Below are 19048 nucleotides of genomic sequence, written 5' to 3'. Positions count from 1 at the left end.
CGATCTGCGCCGTCGCCTTCGTGAGCGTAGCGTGACTGGGGAGTCGCGGTGCGCGAACAGTGCGGCACCACCCGTGCGCGGGGCGCGCGCGTCGGGAGGGTGACCGCGGGCCACGGTTCGCTCTGCGTGACCGGCCGCGGGCACCAACTCCGGGAAAAGCCAAGGGCGTCGGGGGTTCCCCCGGACGGCCGAACACGGTGGGTCAGCACGGCGGCCGGCCACCCCGGACCGAGGTCATCGCCTGGCGTGTCAACTTCCAGCCGTCGCCGTGTCGTTCGACGTAACCAAGTGCTCGGAGTTCGTACAGTCTCGCGATCGCCTCGTCACGTGTGGTGCGCGCGTCCAGCGCGATCTCGTCGGCGGGTGCGGCGCGGTTGCCGGGCAGGGCGGCGAGGACGGTCCGCGCGGCCGGTTCCAGCAGGTCGCGCGGGAGAACGGGGCCGCGCCGGGGCGGCGCCAGATCACCCATTTCGCCCACGAGTTCGACGACCTCCGTGGCGTCGGTGACCAGGGTGGCCTCACCGCGCAGCAGTTCGTGCACGCCGCCGGAGAGGGCGCTGGTGACCGGGCCGGGGACGCCCATGGTGTACCGGCCCAGGCGCTGGGCGGCCCGCGCGGTGGACAGCGAGCCGCTGCGGCAGGCCGCCTCCACGACGACGGTGCCCCTGGTCAGCGCGGCGATGACCCGGTTGCGGAGGATGAACCGGCTGGGGGTCGGGTGGTCGCCCGGCGGCAGCTCGCCCACCACCAGCCCCTGGTCCGCGATCCGGCCGATCAGGGCGGCGTGGCCGCGGGGGTAGGGCTGGTCGACGCCGCAGGCCAGGACGGCGACGGTGGCGCCGCGGGCGGCGAGGGCGCCCCGGTGGGCGGCTCCGTCGATCCCGTAGGCGCCGCCCGACACCACGACCCAGCCGCGTTCGGCGAGGCCGGAGGCGAGGGCGGCCGCCGCGTGGGCGCCGTACTCGGTGCAGGCGCGGGCGCCCACGACGGCCACGGAGCGCAGCGCCCACATCCGCAGGTGCGGCCGGCCGCGTACCCACAGTCCGAGGGGCCGCCCGTCCCCCAGGTCGTCGAGCTGCGCGGGCCACTCCGGGTCCCCCGGGCACACGAACCGCGCCCCGGCGGCCCGGGCCACCTCCAGATCCCGCTCCGGCTCGGCCCGCCGGGCCCGCGCGACGAGCCCGGCCCACCGGGTCCCGCCCACCCCCGGCAACGCGTCGCCACCGCAGCGCAGCCGCCGCACCACCTCCCCCACCCCGAACTCCCGCACCCACCGCCCGCCGACCTCGTCCCCCGGCTCGACCACCCGCCCGAGAAACACCCGCCCGAGCCGCTCGGCACCGGCGTCCTTCTCACCCGTCACGTCAGGGCTCCGATGGCCATCGGCACCCCTCGGGGGACACCGGTGCGCAGTTGCAGGGCCAGGGCGACGTCGGTCGCGTCCGGGCGGTCGTGTCCGACGAGGTCGGCGACCGTCCAGGCGACGCGCAGGACGCGGTCGATGCCGCGGGCGGTGAGCACGCCCCGTTCCAGGCTGCGTTCGGCCTCGTCCATCGCCCCGGTGACGGCGTGGTAGCGGCTGCGCAGTTCCCGGCCCGGCACCTCGCTGTTGGTGCGCCACGGGGTGCCGGCGAGACGGGCCGCCGCCCGCTCCCGTGCCTGCCGGATCCGGTCGGCCACGGTCGCCGTGGACTCTCCGCGGGCGCCGGGCTCGGTCAGCTGGGCCCGGGTGACCGGGTCGACCTCGACGCGCAGGTCCACCCGGTCCAGCAGCGGTCCGGACAGCCGGGACTGGTACCGGCGGATCGCCGACGGCGGACACTCGCACAGGGAGTCGCGCAGGGAGAACCGGCCGCAGGGGCAGGGGTTGGCGGCCAGGACCATCAGGAACCGGGCCGGGAACCGGACCACGCCGGCGCTGCGCGCGATGACGACGTGCCCCGACTCCAGTGGCTGGCGCAGCGCGTCCAGGGTCTGGCTGTGGAACTCGGGCGCCTCGTCCAGGAACAGCACACCGCGGTGGGCGAGGGACACCGCCCCGGGCCGGGCGATGCCCGGGCCGCCGCCGACGAGTGACTGCATCGTGGCCGAGTGGTGCGGGGCGCAGTAGGGCGCGACGTCGATGAGCGGTTTGCCCGGGGGCAGCAGTCCGGCGACCGAGTGCACTGCCGTGACTTCCAGCGAGTCTTCCCGGGTGAGCCGGGGAAGGACGGCGGGCAGGCGTTCGGCGAGCATGGTCTTGCCCGCGCCGGGCGGTCCCTCCAGGAACAGGTGGTGTCCGCCGGCCGCGGCCACCTCTAGGGCCGTACGGGCGGACGTCTGCCCCACGACGTCCGCCAGGTCGTGATCGTGGTCGTGCTGTGCGGCGCCGAGGCTGTGCATGCCGGTGGCGGCGCCCGCGCCCGGTACCCGCAGCCCGGCCAGGAGCGGGTCGGGACGTCCCTGCTCGTCCGGTGCCTCGTCGGGGACGGGCTCCTCGGTCAGCACCGCGATGAGCTGCCGGAGGCTGCGCACACCCAGCACGGACACGCCGGGGACCAGCGCGGCCTCGGCGGCGGCGCACTCGGGCACGACCACCTGCTCGTATCCCGCGTCGGCCGCCGCGAGGACGGCCGGCAGGATGCCCCGGACCGGGCGCACCCGGCCGTCCAGGCCCAGCTCTCCGATCATGACGATGTCGGCGAGGACCCGGGGGTCGATCCGCTCGGCGGCACCGAGCACCGCGCAGGCGACGGCGAGGTCGAACCCCGAGCCGGCCTTGGGGACCGAGGCCGGGCTGAGTCCGACGGTGAGCTTCTTCTGCGGCCACTCGCCGCCCGAGTTCACCACCGCCGCCCGCACCCGGTCGCGGCTCTCGGTCAGGCTCTTGTCCGGGAGGCCCACCAGGGTGAAGGCGGCGACGCCGGGTTCGAGGTCGGCCTGGACCTCGACGACCACTCCCTCGACGCCGACCAGGGCCACGGAGCACGTACGGGCGAAGGCCATTCAGGCCACCCCCCGCGCGTGCTCGACGGACGGGGCGCCGCGGCGGGGCAGGAGGACGCCGACGAGGTCGATGCGGACGCCGCCCGGCGGGGCTCCTCCGTGGGCCTGGATCCAGTGCGCGGCCAGTTCGCGGAGCCGGGCCGCCTTCTCGGGGGTCACCGCGGCCATCGGGTGTTCGTAATACCCGGCCGTGCGGGTCTTCACCTCGCAGACGACGAGCGCGTCCCCGTCCCGCGCCACGATGTCGATCTCGCCGGACCGTCCGCAGCGCCAGTTGCGCTCCAGGATCGTCATGCCGGCCTCGGCGAGCCGCCGGGCGGCCAGGTCCTCGCCGTACCTGCCGATTGCCTCTCGTGCGTTCATGTCGGCACCTCCTCAGGCGCCAACCGTCACGCATCCCGTCCCCAGATGTTGATCTTGGTGGACTATTCGGCGGTTGTGGAAAACTCCCTCACCCGGAAGGGCGGACATCACCCGCCCGGCAGCTCCAGGTCGCTCTTGTTCAGCTCCTCGATGTTCACGTCCTTGAATGTGAGCACCCGTACCTGCTTGACGAAGCGAGCCGGCCGGTACATGTCCCAGACCCAGGCATCGGCCATGGTGACCTCGAAGAACACCTCTCCCTGAACCGAGTGCACCTGCATCTCGTAGTCGTTGGTGAGGTAGAACCGTCGCTCGGTCTCGATCACGTATTTGAACAGACCGACGACATCTCGGTACTCCCGGTAGAGCTTCAGCTCCATCTCGGTCTCGTACTTTTCGAGGTCCTCGGCGCTCATGGCATGTTCCCCTTCAGCCGTGCGATCCCCCCATTGTGCGCCAGTCCCGGTGACCCTCAGACGATTTCCGTGTCGAGGGTCACGGGCGTGGCCGGGGGACCTTCGACGAGCAGCGTGCGCAGCAGCTCGGCGAGTCTGGTCGGATACACCGTCTCATGTGCCCGGGTCAGTTCCTGACACGTCCACCAGCGCGCTCCGGCGACGCTGCGCCGCTCCAGCTCCGTCAGCCCCGTCGCCGCGGTCGCCGTCTGGGTCGTACGGGCCAGGTAGTACCACTCGTCCTGGTCCCAGCGGCGGCCCGCGAACGGGAACGAGCACCGCCGCCGCCAGAGCACGGGGCCCAGCGCGACGTCGGTGATGCCGGTCTCCTCGGCGAGTTCCCGCAGCGCGGCCTCCTCGCGCGTCTCGGCGCCCTCCAGGCCGCCGCCGGGCGTGAACCACCAGTCGTCGGCCGGATCGCCCGGCTCGTGGCCGTGCAGGAGCAGGATGCGGTCCTCGGGGTCGAGGAGCACCACCCGGGCCACCTTGCGCAGCCCGCCCCCGGCGTCGTACGCCTCCTCCGCCGGCCGCGTGGCGTCAGCGGGCACCGGCCGCCTCCGGGCGGGCGGTGCGGGCGCGGGAGCGGTGCAGGCGCCCGGCGATCGGGCCGTACGCGCCGCCGCCGAGGACCAGGACCGCGCCGGCCGCGACCAGCAGCTCGATCGTGCGCAGCGGACCGGGCTGGGAGAGGGCGCCGAGCGTCTCGAAGCCGCTGGGGCGCTTGAGCGTGCCCTTCCAGGGCCAGACGACGGCGTCCACGCGGGCGGACACGGCGGTGCGGGCGACGGTGCCCTTGGCCGCGTCGGTGAGGTGGGCGGTGGAGTCCAGGGAGCCCTGGCGTTCGTCACCGAGCAGGAACAGCCGGCCCTCGGGCACGGTCACCGTGCCGAAGTTCTTGATCTCGGCCAGGCTGCCCTCGGGCAGGTACGGCTCGTCGATCTGCTTGCCGTTGACGGTCAGCTTGCCGTCGGTGCAGCAGGAGACGGTGTCACCGCCGACGGCGACCACCCGCTTGACCACCTTGGCGTCGGTGACCCAGGTCTTGTCCTCGAAGACGACCACGTCACCGCGTCGCACCTCGTCGCCGTCGACGCGCTGGGCGAGCACCCGGTCACCGGCGTCGATGGTGGGGGTCATGGAGCTGGTGGGCACGGTGTACGGCCGGTAGACCAGCGCTCCCCACGCGAAACCGCCGAGGAACAGCACCAGACCCAGCGCCACCGCCAGTCCGGACAGCCGCTGTCCGAGCCGGCCGCCCGCCGGTGCCGTGCCGGTGCCGCCGCCTTGCGGGGCCGTACGCGTCATGCTCTCGCCACCCATGGACCCGCACCCTACCCGGCGGTACCGACCAGGGGCAGCCCCTCTTTCCGCGGCCCGAAGGAGGTCAGCGGTTCGCGGCCTCCGGCCGGTCCGTGCGCCGGCGCCGCCACAGCGCCACCGGGAGGACCGCCGCGACGGCGACGCCCTGCGGGGCCGCCGTCAGGGACGCGGCCGCGGAGGACTGCGGGTCGAGGCCGGGCTGGTCGAAGGTGTCCGGGACCGGCAGGGTGCCCCAGCGGTTGATCGGCCAGGCCTTGACGATGGCGCGGCCGACGACCTTGTCGACGGGGACCATGCCGTGGTTCCTGTCGGACTGGTTGTACCGGGAGTCACGGGAGTTCTGGCGGTGGTCGCCCATCACCCAGATGTAGCCCTTGGGGACCTTCACCTTGAACTGGCCGCCCTGGTCGTCCACGCTGCACGGCGTGTTGCCCGGGTAGACGAACGGCTCGTTGAGCGCCTTGCCGTTGACCTTCAGCGGGCCGCTGCCCTTGCACTCGATCGTGTCGCCGCCGACTCCGATCACCCGCTTGATCAGGTCCTTCTCCTCCGCCGACGGCATCAGGCCGATCCAGCTGAGGACCTTCTGCACCGCGTTCGGGGTCGGCGTCGGCTCGCCCGCCAGCCAGTTGTCCGGGTCGTGGAAGACGACGACCTCGCCGCGCTCGGGCTTGGAGCCGAACCACGGGGTGAGCTTGTCGACCAGGACCCGGTCACCCTGCTGGAGGGTGTTCTGCATCGAGTCGGACGGGATCGAGAACGCCTGCACCAGGAACGTCTTGATCAGCAGCGCCAGGACCAGCGCGATGCCGATCAGGATCGGCAGCTCCTTCCAGAAGGAGCGCGGCTTCCTGGGCCGGCGTGCCGCGTCGTCCGCGTCCGCGGTGCGGGGCCGCTCGTCGTCCGGCGTGCCGTCGTCGCCCGCGGACGGCTCATTCCCGGAGGTCATGGCGCTGCCCGGTACGGGAACGTCCGGCTCCACGGGGTGCCCGCGGTGCTCCTCGCCGTCGTGTCCCGACCGTGCGCCAACCGCCACATCCCCCACGCCAACTCCTCACTCTGTGCCGCCGCCTGCCCCGCACGCGGTGCAGGCCCACCACTCCCATAACGAGCGGGAGTTCCGCAGGGGTCGGGAGCTGGGTCATTCCGTTCGGATTCTCGTAGGCAACCCTATGCGACGGCCGGGGAGCAGCGGTCGTTCCCGACACCGAGTCGGTGACGCTTGCAAAGGTTTTAGGTTCCTCCAGGCGCGTCCAGTGCCCGACGGGCCAGCCGATGACCATGGCCCGGCCGACCACCGAGTCCTCGGAGACCGTGCCGCCGTAGGGCGTGTCCTGGTGGGAGCGGGAGTCCGCGGAGTTGCCCCGGTGGTCGCCCATCACCCACAGCCGGCCCTTGGGAACGGTGATGTCGAAGGACGTGGTGGACGGCACGTCCCCCGGGTACAGGTAGGCGCCCTCGGTGAGCGGTACGCCGTTGACGGTGACGCGGCCTTGCGCGTCACAGCATTTGACGTGGTCGCCGCCGACTCCGATGACCCGTTTGATCAGGTCCTTCTCGTTGTCGGACGGCAGCAGCCCGATGAAGGTGAGGCCCTCTTTGAGCTGCTTGACGACGACGGGGTCCTTCTTCTTGGTGGTCTGCTCGTCCTGCAGCCAGCCGCCCGGGTCGTGGAAGACGACGACGTCCCCGCGCTGCGGCTTGGAGCCGAACCACGGGGTGAACTTGTCGACCAGCACCCGGTCGCCGATCCGGATGGTCTGTTCCATGGACCCGGACGGGATCACGAACGCCTGGACGAGGAACGTCTTCAGGACGAGCGCGATGAGGACGGCGACCCCGACCAGCAGGGGGATCTCCCGGACCGCCGACCGTCTGCGCTTGCGCTTGACCTTGCGCTGCAGTTTGCGGCGCTCCGCGCGCGTGCGGCCACCGCCGGGCGCGGAGATGCGGCGCGACCCGGTGGGCAGCAGGTTGTCGGCGGGCGTGACGGGCACGCCGCGTGGTTTGCCGCGGTTACCCATGGGCGTCCCCCGCGGGGGCGGCGGGCACGCGCGCGTAGGCGGACGGCCGGGTCAGGCGCGTCCAGTGGGCGTACGGCCACACGATCCAGTCGGCGCGGCCGATGACGTCACCGACGGGGATCATGCCGCCGCCGGGCGAGCCGAGGTGGTCGCGGGAGTCGCTGGAATCGCTGCGGTGGTCGCCGAGCACGAACAGGCGGCCCGAGGGCACGACGACGTCGAAGGGCACGCCGGAGGCGCTGTCCCCGGGATAGAGGAACGCCGTCTCGTCGACCGGCCGGCCGTTCACCTCGATCCTCCCGTTCTTGTCGCAGCACACCACATGGTCTCCCCCCACACCGACCACGCGCTTGATGTAGTCGGCGTCCCCGAAATACCCGGTGCCGTCGAACACAATCACGTCCCCGCGACGCGGCTGGGCACCGAAACGGTACGCGACCTTGTTTACGAGTACGCGGTCCCCGATCCTCAAACCCCGCTCCATGGATCCGCTCGGAATCTCGAACGGCTGCGCCACGAAGGCGTTGAGGAGCAGCAGGAACGCCAGGCCGACGAGGACGGTGAGGGTGATCCGGCCGCCCGGGAGCCAGTCGGCGGCCCGCGACACCAACGCGAAACGCGACCGGCCCTCCGCCCCCGGAGTACCGGGAGGGGAGGAGCGGTCGCGTTCCGTCTGCTGTGCTTCGGTGTCCATCGGAGCCAGATGCTATCCGGCCCCGCTGTGACCCCGGGAAAGCGCTCAGCTCTCGCGCTTCTCCTTGATCTTCGCGGCCTTGCCGCGCAGGTCACGGAGGTAGTACAGCTTGGCGCGGCGCACGTCACCACGGGTGACCAGCTCGATCTTCTCGACGATCGGGGTGTGCACCGGGAAGGTGCGCTCGACGCCGACGGAGAACGAGACCTTGCGGACCGTGAAGGTCTCGCGGACACCGGAGCCCTGGCGGCGGATCACAACGCCCTTGAACTGCTGCACACGGGAGCGGTTGCCCTCGATGACGCGGACGTGGACGTTGACGGTGTCACCCGGACGGAAGGCCGGGATGTCGCTGCGCAGCGACGCGGAGTCGACGGAGTCGAGCAGGTGAGACATTTCGTCTGCTTTCCTCGCTGATGCCACAGGTCATCAACGGAAACTAGGGGTTCCAAGAGGTCTGCCGTGCGGGTCGGGGCGGGCGTCGTGTCCCCCTGTGGCAGGGGCGCACGCCGGACGGGCGCACAACAGCGGTCTATTCTTCCACGCCCTCGGCCCGCCGCCAAAATCGCCCGTACGGCTCCCCGTCCGGGTCCGGTTCCCAGCCCAGGATGGAGAGCATCTCGCGGTCCTTCTTGTCGAAGGCCTTGGGGTCGCAGCGCTCGATCAGGTCGGGGCGGTTGCGGGTCGTACGCTTCAGGGCCTCGTCGCGGCGCCAGCGGGCGATCCTGCCGTGGTGGCCGCTCAGCAGCACCTCGGGGATGTCCCGGCCGCGCCAGACGGGCGGCTTGGTGTAGACGGGGCCTTCGAGGAGGTTGGCCATGGCGCCGGGCGCGAAGGAGTCGTCGCGGTGGGACTCCGCGTTGCCGAGGACCCCCGGCAGCAGCCGGGCGACGGCCTCGGTGACGACGAGCACGGCCGCCTCGCCGCCGGCGAGGACGTAGTCGCCGATGGAGACCTCGTAGACCGGCATCCGGGTCGCGTACTCGTCCGTCACGCGCCGGTCGATGCCCTCGTAGCGGGCCGGGGTGAAGATCAGCCAGGGCCGCTCGGACAGTTCGACGGCCAGTTCCTGGGTGAAGGGGCGGCCGCTCGGGGTCGGGACGATGAGCGCGGGGGCCTGGGCGCCGGTCTCGTAGCCGTCGGCGAGGACCGTGTCCAGGGCGTCGCCCCAGGGGTCGGTCTTCATGACCATGCCGGGGCCACCGCCGTAGGGCGTGTCGTCGACCGTGTTGTGCCGGTCGTACGTCCAGTCCCGCAGGTCGTGCACATGGACGTTCAGTTGCCCGCGCGCGCGTGCTTTGCCGACGAGGGAGACGTTCAGGGGCTCCAGGTACTCGGGGAAGATCGTGACGACGTCGAGCCTCATGCGCTGTCGTCCCTCGGCGAGGCGATCTCCGCGCGGTCGTCGATCAGGCCCGGCGGCGGGGCGATGACCGCCTTCTGCTCCTCGAGGTCGATGTCGGTGACGATCTCCTCCACGAAGGGGATCATCACCTCGCTGCCGTCCGGGCGCTCCACGATGAACAGGTCCTGCGTGGGCAGGTGCGAGATCTCGGTGATCCGGCCGACCTCCGTGCCGTCCTCGGTGACCACGTCGAGGTCGATCAGCTGGTGGTCGTAGAACTCGTCCTCGCCCTCCGGCAGCTCCTCCGGGTCCACCTCGGCGATCAGCAGGGTGTTGCGCAGCGCCTCGGCGGCGTTGCGGTCGGTGACGCCCTCGAAGCGCAGCAGGAGGCGACCGCTGTGGACGCGTCCCGTCTCGATGGTCAGCGGTCCCGCGGAGGCGGGGTCCGTGGCGAGTACGGCGCCGGGCGCGAGCCGGAGCTCCGGCTCGTCGGTGCGTACCTCGACGGTGACCTCGCCCTTGATGCCATGGGCACGGCCGATCCGTGCGACTACCAGCTGCACGTGTCCAATTCTCCTGTCATCTGCTGCTCGCGTCCTGCTCATACGACTGCGGGCCGGGGACGGCCAGTGGCCCTCCCCGGCCCGAGCCGGTTGCGATGAAGCGTCAGCGGACGTGGTCCACGTCGACCAGGTCGACGCGGACACCGCGACCGCCGATGGCGCCCACGACGGTGCGCAGGGCGCGCGCGGTGCGGCCGTTGCGGCCGATCACCTTGCCGAGGTCGTCCGGATGCACCCGGACCTCGAGCACGCGCCCGCGGCGCAGGTTGCGCGAGGCGACCTGCACATCGTCAGGGTTGTCGACGATGCCCTTCACGAGGTGCTCAAGCGCCTCTTCGAGCATGCTGCTCAGGCCTCGGTCGACTGGGACTCGGCAGCCGCCTCGTCCTTCTTCTCAGCCTTCTTCTTCTGGGTGATGGCCTCACCCTTGCCCTCGTCCTCACCGGTGAAGGCCTCGAACGACGGACGGGCCGGCTTGGGCTCGGCGACGAGCAGCGGCGCGGGAGCCGGCTCGCCCTTGAACTTCTGCCAGTCGCCGGTCTTCTTCAGGATGGCGAGCACGGGCTCGGTCGGCTGGGCGCCGACGCCGAGCCAGTACGCCACACGCTCGGCGTCCACCTCGATGACCGACGGGTTGTAGGTCGGGTGGTACTTGCCGATCTCCTCGATGGCCCGGCCGTCACGGCGGGTACGGGAGTCGGCGACGACGATGCGGTAGTGAGGCGAACGGATCTTGCCCAGACGCTTCAGCTTGATCTTGACTGCCACGGGAGTGGATTCTCCTGGATTTGACGTGGTTGGGCACGGCGAGACGCCGCGTGGGGTTGCGGTACCCGAGTGCCCGATGGACGCGTCAGCCGGAGGAGAGAGGGGTCCTGTGCGGCTGTCGAGTACAGCTAGCCATTCTGCCACACCCCGCGGGCCGCTCCGGGCCGAGGGTGGCTGAGCCGAACCCGGGCACGCCGGAGCGGCACCCGGCGCGGAGGTGAGGTCACGTCGGGTGCGCCGCCCGGTGCGGGGACCGGCCGCGGCTCACGGCTGCCACGAGCAGCCGTGCGCCTATGCCGCTCCCACGACCTCCGGGATCCGGAACGGCTTGCCGCAGCCGCCGCAGACGATGGGGGCCTGGGCCAGGACCGAGGGCACCACCCGGACGTTGCGCCCGCAGTCGCACACCGCCTTGACCCGGACGCCGCCGCCGGAGGAGCCGTGCCGGGCGGCCGGGCCGCGGAAGGTGCGGGTGGTGTCGGCCGAGGTGGCCGCGGTGTGGGCCTTCAGCGCGCGCTGCAGCCGCTCGATGGTCGGGCGGTAGCGCCGCTTCGCCTCGGCGTTGAGCGTGACCAGCGAGAAACCGCTGCTCGGGTGCGGCTCCTCGGGGTGGTCCAGGCCCAGCTCCTCGGCGATCGCGAGGAAACGACGGTTGTGGTAGCGGCCCGCCCGGGAGGTGTCACGGATACCGCGGGCGGCGGCGATGCCGTGGACTGCCTCGTGGAGGAGCCGCTCGAAGGAGAGTTCGTGACCGCACGCGGACGACGACTCCCCGATCAGGGATTCTGGCGCGGCAAGGTCCGGCAGCTCGGGGTGGTACCGCTGAATGTCGGCCCACGCCTGCGCCAGCTCTGCGGCGAGAACAGGTGGTGTCTGTGTCGTGCTCACGTAATGACAACGAGCGGGGGTGCCGCTGTGTTCCTATTCCGGGGCATCCCAAATAATTTGCACGTACCCGTCAGTTGCCGCTGATGCGTCGTGACGAGGGCGGGTGCGCTGATCTGCGGAGAAGCGTCACAGCTCGTACCAAGCTGGTGCGTAGTCCGCGCTACGCACCGCCCGGGAGCCCCGGTGCGACGACGGCCGGCCGCAGCGCAAGAGGTGTTTCGGCCGCTTCCCGTACCGGCCCCCACTCCGGACAGCGTCCCGGGCGCCCGTGACGTTACTCGCTGTCCCCGCACCCCCGGTCACCGGCCTGTCCCCGGCCTCTCCCCGGCCCTCCCGCGAACCGGACACCGCGGGGCCGTCCAGGTTGCCGGGATGTGAAATCTCGCCACACCCGCGTCCGCAGCCCAAGCCGGGGCCCACGACCCCTGGACGGCACCGCGAGCCGGGAGTTACCTGGCATACGTGGGAAGTGCGCGCGCACGGCACGGGGGCCACGCAACCGGGCGCAGCGGCGAACTGTCGGCGGATTGGGGCGCATACCTATGACACCTACGCTCGTGCGGCAGCACCAGTCTCACGCGGACTCCGCACCCCGCGTGGACCGGAGCGCACGCGCGCGTGACTGGTCGGAGATCCAGGAGCGGATGCTCGTACCGCTCTACGAAGCCGTGTACGACCGACTCGACGTGGGCCCCGCCACCCGGCTGCTGGGCCTGCGCTGCGGCTCCGGGCTCGCCCTGCTGATGGCGGCCTCCAGGGGCGCCGCGGTCACCGGTGTCGACGCGGCCTCCCCCGAACGGCTCGCCCTGGCACGCGAGCGCCTGCTGCCGGACCCGCCACCCGGCGGCAACGCCGGCACGCGCGCGCGTACGGCGGCGGCACTCGTCGACGGCCCGCCCGCGGACGCGGCCGGCGCGGACCCGGCCGGATACACGCTCGTGACCGCCTTCGAGCCGATCGGCGGTCTCGCGGGCGACTCCGAGGGGCTCGCCGGCCTGCTCGCCGGCGCACTGCCGCTGGCCGGCCGCGGGGCCGCCGTCGTGCTGGCCGGCTGGGGGCCGCCGGAGCGCTGCGCCACCTCCTCGGTGTTACGCGTAGCCACGAAACTGGCCGATCCGGTGGGCGGCACGCGCAGCCGGCGGGCCACCCGGCGCGACGACCTGGAGGAGGTCGCCGGACAGGCCGGGCTGAAGCCGGACGGCTCGGGGCGGGTCGCCTGCCCGTTCGGGTACGCCGACCTCGACAGCGCGGTCCGCGGGCTGCTGTCCACCGGCCTGTTCGACGCCGCGATCGCCGCGGCCGACGCCAAGCAGGTCGACAAGGAGCTGACGGAGGCCCTGCACCCGTACCGGCGCCCGGACGGCACCGTGTGGATGCCGAACGTCTTCCGCTACCTGATCGCCCGCCTGCCCTAGACAGGGTTCACTCCTCGCCGTCCTTGGTCAGGCGCGTGATCCCGGCGATCCGGTAGGCGTCGGCCTCCTCCAGCGTCTCCGTCTCCAGGAGCGCCTGCGCCAGCGCGTCCAGCCGGCCCCGGTGGTCGCGGAGCTTGCGGCACGCCTCCTCGTAGCACTCGTCCACGATGCGCCGCATCTCGGAGTCGATGACGTCCAGGGTCTGTGGGGCGGCGGACAGCCCGTAGGCCTGCTGGGCGTCGCTGGGCAGGGCGGACAGCCGGCCGACGCGCTCGCTCATGCCCCAGCGGCCCACCATCCCGCGCGCGATGTTGGTGACCTGTTCGAGGTCGTTCTCCGCACCCGTCGTAACGACCCCGTAGACGACCTCCTCCGCCGCCATGCCGCCCAGCGCGCCGATGATGCGCCCGCGCAGGTACTCCTCGGAGTGCGCGTACCGCTCCACCTCGGGCGTGGACATGGTCACGCCGAGCGCCCGGCCGCGCGGCACGATGGTGATCTTGCGGACGGGGTCGGCGCCGGGCTGCAGCATGCCGAGCAGGGCGTGGCCGCTCTCGTGGTACGCGGTACGGCGGCGGTCGTCCTCCGCCATGATCAGGGTGCGTTCGGCGCCCAGCTGCACCTTCTCCAGCGCCTCGGACAGGTGGGCGCCGGTCACCTGCTCCTGTTTGCGTTTGACCGCGAGCAGGGCGGCCTCGTTGGCGAGATTGGCCAGATCCGCGCCGGTCATACCGGGGGTCACACGGGCCACCTGGGTCAGGTCCACGTCGGGCGCGAGCGGGATCTGCCGGGTGTGGATGCGCAGGATCGCCTCGCGGCCGCCGCGGTCCGGCGGGGACACGGTGACCACCCGGTCGAAGCGGCCGGGACGGGTCAGCGCCGGGTCCAGGATGTCCGCGCGGTTGGTCGCCGCGATGACGATCACGCCCTCCGAACCGGAGAAGCCGTCCATCTCCGTGAGGATCTGGTTCAGCGTCTGCTCGCGCTCGTCGTGGCCGCTCATCGAGGAGCTGCCGCCGCGCGCGCGTCCGATGGTGTCGATCTCGTCGATGAAGACGATCGACGGCGCCACCTTGCGGGCCTCGGCGAACAGCTCGCGGACGCGCGACGCGCCGACGCCCACGATCATCTCGATGAACTCGGACGCCGAGGCCGAGAAGAACGGCACACCGGCCTCCCCCGCGACCGCCCGGGCGAGCAGGGTCTTGCCGGTGCCGGGCGGTCCGGACAGGAGCACCCCGCGGGGCAGCTTCGCGCCCATCCTGCGGTAGACGTCCGGGTGCTCCAGGAAGTCGACGACGTCGTCCAGTTCGCCCTTGACCTCGTCGATGCCGGCCACGTCCGCGAAGGTCGTGCGCCCCGTGCCCGGCCGCAGCCCGACCGGCTTGGGCGGCGCCCGGCGCCCGAACAGTCCGCCCGCGCCGGGCAGCGACCCGCCGAGCCGCCGGGAGACGAGGACCCACACCACGACCAGGACCACGATCGGGATCAGCGAGATCAGCGCGTTGGCCACGAAGCTGCGTTCCTGCACCACCGGCCGCGCGGTCACCGTGACCCCGTGGCTGCTCAGGCTCTGCCACAGCCGGTCGTCGGCGAAGGCCGGCCGCTGTGTCTTGAACTTGGTGTAGTCACCGCCGCCCTCGGGGTTGGCGCGGGCGTTCCTCAGCTCGCCCTGGATCGCGTCGCCCTTGGAGTAGATCTTGGTGACGTTGCCCGCGCCGACCTGCCGGCTGAACTCCGTGTACGAGATCGTCGGCTCGTTGCCCTGGCCGAGGTAGTGCAGCCCGAGGTAGGCCAGCACGAAGACGACGACCGCGGTGGCGAGCAGGGCCCACCACTTGCCGCCCCGGAGCCGGCCGGACCGCCGAGGGAGCTCATCCGGTGTGCCCTCGGCGCGCCACGGCTGATCAGGGGTCTTGCGGGGCGGCGCCGCATCGCTCATATCTGGACGTTACGACACCCGGCGGGCCTCGGCACGCGCAAGGGGCGCCCCCCGCGGAAGGAGGGCGCCCCTGACGTCGTACGCGCGGGACTCAGCCCATGAACTTCTTGAACTCGTCGGGCAGCTCGAAGTCCTGGCCGCCCTGCTGGCCCGGCAGGCCGAAGGCGTTGCCGCCCTCCGTCGCGGCGGCGGCCCGGCGGGCGGCCTCCTCCAGCTCCTGCTGCTTGCGCTTCATCGGGTTGCCGGAGCGCTGCTTGCCCTTGGCCTTCTTCTGCTGCTTCTTCTGCCGGCCGGGGCCGCCGCCCATGCCCGGGAGCCCCGGCATGCCCGGCATACCGCCCTGGGCCATGCGGGACATCATCTTGCGGGCCTCGAAGAACCGCTCGACCAGGTTCTTCACCGCGCTGACCTCGACACCGGAACCCTTGGCGATACGGGCGCGGCGGGAGCCGTTGATGATCGTGGGGTCCTGGCGCTCGGCCGGGGTCATCGACTTGATGATCGCGGCGGTGCGGTCCACGTCGCGCTCGTCGATGTTGTTGATCTGGTCCTTGATCTGGCCCATGCCGGGCAGCATCCCGAGCAGCTTCGAGATGCTGCCCATCTTCCTGACCTGCTCCATCTGGGACAGGAAGTCGTCCAGGGTGAAGTCCTGGCCCTTCTTCGACGCCAGCTTGGAGGCCATCTTCTGGGCCTCTTCCTGGCTGAACGTCTTCTCCGCCTGCTCGATCAGGGTGAGCAGGTCACCCATGTCGAGGATGCGGGAGGCCATCCGGTCCGGGTGGAACGCGTCGAAGTCGTCCAGCTTCTCGCCGTTCGACGCGAACATGATCGGCTTGCCGGTGACCTGCCGGATGGACAGGGCCGCACCACCGCGGGCGTCACCGTCGAGCTTGGACAGGACCACGCCGTCGAAGCCGACGCCGTCGCGGAAGGCCTCGGCGGTGTTGACGGCGTCCTGACCGATCATCGCGTCGACGACGAACAGGATCTCGTCCGGGGAGACGGCGTCGCGGATGTCCGCGGCCTGCTGCATCATCTCGGCGTCGATACCGAGGCGGCCGGCGGTGTCCACGATCACGATGTCGTGGACCTTGGACCTCGCGAAGTCGATGGAGTCCTTGGCGACCTTCACCGGGTCGCCGACGCCGTTGCCCGGCTCCGGCGCGTACACCGCGACGCCGGCGCGCTCGGCGACGACGCTCAGCTGGTTGACGGCGTTCGGACGCTGGAGGTCGGCGGCGACCAGCAGCGGCGAGTGCCCCTGCTCCTTCAGCCACCGGCCGAGCTTGCCCGCGAGGGTGGTCTTACCGGCACCCTGGAGACCGGCGAGCATGATCACGGTGGGCGGCTGCTTGGCGAAGCGCAGACGCCGGGTCTCGCCGCCGAGGATGGTGATCAGTTCCTCGTTGACGATCTTGAGGACCTGCTGGGCGGGGTTCAGCGCCTTGGAGACCTCGGCGCCCAGCGCGCGCTCCTTGACGTTCTTGATGAACGTGCGGACGACGGGGAGGGCCACGTCGGCTTCGAGAAGAGCGATGCGGATTTCCCGGGCCGTGGCGTCGATGTCCGCTTCGCTCAGCCGGCCCTTCCCGCGGAGGTTTTTGAAAGTCGCGCTGAGGCGGTCGGAGAGAGTATCGAACACGGCGGCTTCGGTCCTCGGTGTCGGGGGCGGTCTGAGCGTCTTCCAGGGTATCCGGCCCCGCAAGCAAATCGTCCCCGCCTGCGAGGTCCGGCGAGCGGAACCCGGCGGGCGAACGCCCGACCGGCGAACGCCCGGTCGACGGGTCACGCCCGCAGGGTCTCCTCCAGCACCCCCGCCAGCGATCCCGCGTCCTCCCCCGGCAGCGGCGCGCCCGTGCCCGTCGTGACGTAGAACGCGTCCACGGCGTTCGCGCCCAGCGTCGACACGTGCATGCTCCGGACCCGGACGCCCGCCTTCTCCAGGGCCATGCCGATGCGGTGGAGCAGGCCCGGGGCGTCCTGGGCGCGGACCTCGATGACCGTGGCGTGGTGGGAGGCGGCCGGGGCGACCGTGACGCGGGGCGGCGGGGCGGTCCAGCCGCGGCGGCGCGGATAGGCCGCGTCGCGTTCGGCGAGGCGGCCGGCGATGTCGAGGCTGCCGTCCAGGGCGCGGACCAGGTCGCTGCGGAGCCGGGCCGCCTGGGGCAGGGAGCCGTACTCGGCGGCGACCCGCCAGTTGAGCAGCAGGACCGTGCCCTCGTCCTCCACGTCGTCCGGGAGGCCGACGGCGCGCAGTTCGGCCGTGCGGACGGTGAGGCGGTGCACGGCGAGCACACCGGCGACGGCGGGGAGCACGCCGGGCTGGTCGGGTACGGCGATGAGGAGTTCCACACCCAGGGGCTCCGGGTCGCCGGACGGCTCCTCGGCGACCGGTTCGGGCTGGGCACGCAGGGCGAGGACCGGGCCGCCGGTGCGGAAGGCCTCCATGGCGAGGCGTTCCTGCTCGGCGGTGGGCGCGGCCGGCTCGGGCTCGTCGGGGGCGTCCCCGGCGAGTACGGCGGAGACGCGTCGTACGAGGTCGGCGACGAGGGAGCCGCGCCAGGACGACCATGCCGCCGGTCCGGTGGCGAGGGCGTCGGCCTCGGTGAGGGCGTGCAGCAGTTCCAGGGTGCTCTGGCTGCCGACCGCCTCGGCGACGAAGCGGACGGTGGCGGGGTCGTCCAGGTCACGGCGGGTGGCCGTCTCGATGAGCAGCAGGTGGTGGCGGACCAGCAGGGAGAGCACGGCCACGTCCGCCCGGTCGAAGCCGATGCGCGCGGCGACGTCCTTGGCGATGATCTCGCCGGCCACCGAGTGGTCGCCGGGCCAGCCCTTGCCGATGTCGTGCAGCAGGGCGGCGACCAGGAGCAGGTCGGGGCGGCTGACCCGGCGGGTGAGTTCGGAGGCGCGGACGGCGGTCTCGATCAGGTGCCGGTCGACCGTCCAGACGTGGACGGCGTTGCGCTGGGGGCGGCAGCGGACCCGTTCCCAGTCGGGGAGCAGCCGGGTGATCAGGCCCTCGGCCTCCAGGGCCTCCCAGACCTCGACCGTGGGGCGGCCGGAGCCGAGCAGGGTGACGAGCTGTTCGCGGGCCTCGGCGGGCCAGGGTGTGGGCAGGGGGCGTGCGGTGGCGGCCATGCGCCGTACGGCGTGCAGGGAGAGCGGCAGGCCCGCCTGGGCGGCGGCGGCCGCGGCGCGCAGCGGGAGCACGGGGTCGCGTTCCGGGCGGGCGGCGCGGGCGAGCACCACCTCGCCGTCCTGTTCGACCACGCCCTCGGCGAGCGGGGAGCGCTCGGTGACCGGCTTGGCCCCGCCGAGCATGGCGCGCAGGCGCGGCCGGACGGCGCGCGAGCGCAGGACGCGCCCCACTTCGCGCCAGGTGACGTCACTGGCGTACGCGATCACGCGCGCCGCTTCGTAGACCTGCCGCAGCAGGCTGTCGGCGTCGAGCAGGTCCAGCTCGGCGGCGACCTGGTCCTGCTCCTGCAGGGCGAGCCGGTCGGTGGCGCGGCCGGTGGAGAGGTGCAGGGCGTCCCGTACGTCGAGCAGGCGGCGGCGGGCGTCGGCCAGGCCCTCGCGCGGGGCGTCGGCGAGCCAGGAGGCGGCGACGGCGCGCAGGGCGGTGGCGTCGCGCAGGCCGCCGCGGGCCTCCTTGAGGTCGGGTTCCAGCAGGTACTGCAGCTCGCCCTGGCGTGCGGCGCGGTCGGCGCACAGTTCCTGGAGCTCGGGGAGGCGTTTGGGGGCCTGGTTGCGCCAGTCGGCGAGGGCGGTGGTGCGCAGGGCGGCGGTGAGCGCGGCGTCGCCCGCGAGGTGGCGGGCGTCCAGCAGGCCGAGGTGGACCTTGAGGTCCTCGCCGGCCGTGTTGCGGGCCTCGGCGGGGGTGCGCACGGAGTGGTCGAGGGAGAGGCCGAGGTCCCAGACGGGGTACCAGATCCGGTCGGCGAGGGCGGCGACGGCGGCGGGGTCGGAGCCGTCGTGCAGCAGGACCAGGTCGAGGTCGCTGCGCGGGGAGAGTTCCCCGCGGCCGTAGCCGCCGACGGCGACGAGCGAGACGCCGTGCGCGGCGCCCGCCGCCGCGCCGAACAGCCCGGCGAGCCAGTCGTCGGTCAGCTCGGACAGGGCGCTACGGCGCGACGGCCCGGACCGCGCCCCCTCGGTGAGGAGGCGCAGCCGGGCCGCCGCGTAGCCGCCGGGTCCGGAGTCTTCCGTCTCTTTGCTCACATCAGTACCCGTCACCCGGCGACTCCTGTTCCGTTTCCCCCGACTTTCCCCTGACCGCATTC

General features: G+C 72.4%; 19 protein-coding genes. 1 reads left to right on the top strand and 18 read right to left on the bottom strand.

The features are described from left to right. Positions 1-202: 202 nt before the first annotated feature. The 15 genes from dprA to ABZ923_RS02240 form a co-directional block, all read right to left on the bottom strand. Positions 203-1363, bottom strand: a complete 1161-nt coding sequence (dprA, locus tag ABZ923_RS02310; RefSeq protein WP_361465631.1) for a DNA-processing protein DprA — start codon at positions 1361-1363, stop codon at positions 203-205. Continuing rightward, positions 1360-2985, bottom strand: a complete 1626-nt coding sequence (locus tag ABZ923_RS02305) for a YifB family Mg chelatase-like AAA ATPase (RefSeq protein WP_361465628.1) — start codon at positions 2983-2985, stop codon at positions 1360-1362. Before ABZ923_RS02305 ends, dprA begins: the two co-directional genes overlap by 4 nt. Next, the gene (locus tag ABZ923_RS02300) at positions 2986-3348 is read right to left on the bottom strand and encodes a YraN family protein (protein ID WP_361465625.1); all 363 of its coding nucleotides are present in this window, start codon (positions 3346-3348) and stop codon (positions 2986-2988) included. Positions 3349-3455: 107 nt separating this feature from the next. Then, entirely contained in the window at positions 3456-3764 is a 309-nt protein-coding gene (locus ABZ923_RS02295; RefSeq protein ID WP_014675276.1) for a DUF2469 domain-containing protein, read from the bottom strand. A 56-nt stretch (positions 3765-3820) separates the two neighbouring features. Beyond that, the gene (locus ABZ923_RS02290) at positions 3821-4351 is read right to left on the bottom strand and encodes an NUDIX hydrolase (RefSeq protein ID WP_361465623.1); all 531 of its coding nucleotides are present in this window, start codon (positions 4349-4351) and stop codon (positions 3821-3823) included. Next, positions 4341-5123: a signal peptidase I gene (gene lepB / locus ABZ923_RS02285; RefSeq protein WP_361465620.1), complete on the bottom strand. Its 783-nt coding sequence runs from the start codon at positions 5121-5123 to the stop codon at positions 4341-4343. Before lepB (ABZ923_RS02285) ends, ABZ923_RS02290 begins: the two co-directional genes overlap by 11 nt. A 64-nt stretch (positions 5124-5187) precedes the next feature. Then, complete coding sequence (lepB, locus tag ABZ923_RS02280; protein ID WP_361465617.1) at positions 5188-6168, bottom strand: signal peptidase I; 981 nt, start codon at positions 6166-6168, stop codon at positions 5188-5190. Further along, positions 6056-7147: a signal peptidase I gene (gene lepB / locus ABZ923_RS02275; RefSeq protein ID WP_361465615.1), complete on the bottom strand. Its 1092-nt coding sequence runs from the start codon at positions 7145-7147 to the stop codon at positions 6056-6058. The genes lepB (ABZ923_RS02280) and lepB (ABZ923_RS02275) overlap by 113 nt, the downstream gene beginning before the upstream one ends. Beyond that, positions 7140-7841, bottom strand: coding sequence for a signal peptidase I (gene lepB / locus ABZ923_RS02270; protein ID WP_361465612.1), 702 nt, complete (start codon positions 7839-7841; stop codon positions 7140-7142). The genes lepB (ABZ923_RS02275) and lepB (ABZ923_RS02270) overlap by 8 nt, the downstream gene beginning before the upstream one ends. A 45-nt stretch (positions 7842-7886) precedes the next feature. Then, on the bottom strand, positions 7887-8237 hold the full coding sequence (rplS, locus tag ABZ923_RS02265; RefSeq protein WP_069778487.1) for a 50S ribosomal protein L19: 351 nt from the start codon (positions 8235-8237) through the stop codon (positions 7887-7889). Between the two features lie 136 nt (positions 8238-8373). Then, positions 8374-9207, bottom strand: coding sequence for a tRNA (guanosine(37)-N1)-methyltransferase TrmD (gene trmD, locus ABZ923_RS02260; RefSeq protein WP_361465609.1), 834 nt, complete (start codon positions 9205-9207; stop codon positions 8374-8376). Further along, entirely contained in the window at positions 9204-9749 is a 546-nt protein-coding gene (rimM, locus tag ABZ923_RS02255; protein ID WP_361465607.1) for a ribosome maturation factor RimM, read from the bottom strand. The genes trmD and rimM overlap by 4 nt, the downstream gene beginning before the upstream one ends. A gap of 103 nt (positions 9750-9852) precedes the next feature. Then, positions 9853-10092, bottom strand: coding sequence for an RNA-binding protein (locus ABZ923_RS02250; RefSeq protein WP_003973401.1), 240 nt, complete (start codon positions 10090-10092; stop codon positions 9853-9855). A 5-nt stretch (positions 10093-10097) separates the two neighbouring features. Beyond that, entirely contained in the window at positions 10098-10517 is a 420-nt protein-coding gene (gene rpsP, locus ABZ923_RS02245; protein ID WP_189304261.1) for a 30S ribosomal protein S16, read from the bottom strand. A 291-nt stretch (positions 10518-10808) separates the two neighbouring features. After that, positions 10809-11405 carry a hypothetical protein gene (locus tag ABZ923_RS02240; protein ID WP_361465604.1) on the bottom strand — a complete coding sequence of 199 codons (597 nt, stop codon included), beginning with the start codon at positions 11403-11405 and terminating at the stop codon, positions 10809-10811. A 542-nt stretch (positions 11406-11947) separates the two neighbouring features. Between ABZ923_RS02240 and ABZ923_RS02235 the strand changes: the two genes are divergently transcribed. Beyond that, on the top strand, positions 11948-12820 hold the full coding sequence (locus ABZ923_RS02235) for a class I SAM-dependent methyltransferase (protein ID WP_361465601.1): 873 nt from the start codon (positions 11948-11950) through the stop codon (positions 12818-12820). A gap of 7 nt (positions 12821-12827) precedes the next feature. On the opposite strand, the gene ftsH is transcribed toward ABZ923_RS02235, so the two are convergent. From ftsH to ABZ923_RS02220, 3 genes are all read right to left on the bottom strand, one after another. Then, positions 12828-14762, bottom strand: coding sequence for an ATP-dependent zinc metalloprotease FtsH (gene ftsH, locus ABZ923_RS02230; protein ID WP_361465599.1), 1935 nt, complete (start codon positions 14760-14762; stop codon positions 12828-12830). Positions 14763-14853: 91 nt separating this feature from the next. Beyond that, complete coding sequence (ffh, locus tag ABZ923_RS02225) at positions 14854-16407, bottom strand: signal recognition particle protein (RefSeq protein ID WP_361465596.1); 1554 nt, start codon at positions 16405-16407, stop codon at positions 14854-14856. Between the two features lie 143 nt (positions 16408-16550). Continuing rightward, a complete protein-coding gene (locus ABZ923_RS02220) occupies positions 16551-19001 on the bottom strand; it encodes a [protein-PII] uridylyltransferase (RefSeq protein WP_361465594.1) in 2451 nt (816 codons plus the stop codon). Positions 19002-19048: the final 47 nt, after the last annotated feature.

Origin of the sequence: Streptomyces sp. NPDC046881 (genome assembly GCF_040645015.1) — a bacterium.
In the GTDB taxonomy this organism is placed as follows: domain Bacteria; phylum Actinomycetota; class Actinomycetes; order Streptomycetales; family Streptomycetaceae; genus Streptomyces.
The sequence above is the reverse complement of the archived record's forward strand: the minus strand, read 5'-3'. Positions and strand labels throughout refer to the sequence as shown.

Coding starts and splice junctions, on each gene's coding strand:
- ABZ923_RS02305 (WP_361465628.1), bottom strand. CDS start 2,985: ATGGCCTTCGCCCGTACGTGCTCCGTGGCCCTGGTCGGCGTCGAGGGA.
- ABZ923_RS02300 (WP_361465625.1), bottom strand. CDS start 3,348: ATGAACGCACGAGAGGCAATCGGCAGGTACGGCGAGGACCTGGCCGCC.
- ABZ923_RS02295 (WP_014675276.1), bottom strand. CDS start 3,764: ATGAGCGCCGAGGACCTCGAAAAGTACGAGACCGAGATGGAGCTGAAG.
- lepB (WP_361465620.1), bottom strand. CDS start 5,123: ATGGGTGGCGAGAGCATGACGCGTACGGCCCCGCAAGGCGGCGGCACC.
- lepB (WP_361465615.1), bottom strand. CDS start 7,147: ATGGGTAACCGCGGCAAACCACGCGGCGTGCCCGTCACGCCCGCCGAC.
- lepB (WP_361465612.1), bottom strand. CDS start 7,841: ATGGACACCGAAGCACAGCAGACGGAACGCGACCGCTCCTCCCCTCCC.
- rplS (WP_069778487.1), bottom strand. CDS start 8,237: ATGTCTCACCTGCTCGACTCCGTCGACTCCGCGTCGCTGCGCAGCGAC.
- trmD (WP_361465609.1), bottom strand. CDS start 9,207: ATGAGGCTCGACGTCGTCACGATCTTCCCCGAGTACCTGGAGCCCCTG.
- ABZ923_RS02250 (WP_003973401.1), bottom strand. CDS start 10,092: ATGCTCGAAGAGGCGCTTGAGCACCTCGTGAAGGGCATCGTCGACAAC.
- ABZ923_RS02235 (WP_361465601.1), top strand. CDS start 11,948: ATGACACCTACGCTCGTGCGGCAGCACCAGTCTCACGCGGACTCCGCA.
- ftsH (WP_361465599.1), bottom strand. CDS start 14,762: ATGAGCGATGCGGCGCCGCCCCGCAAGACCCCTGATCAGCCGTGGCGC.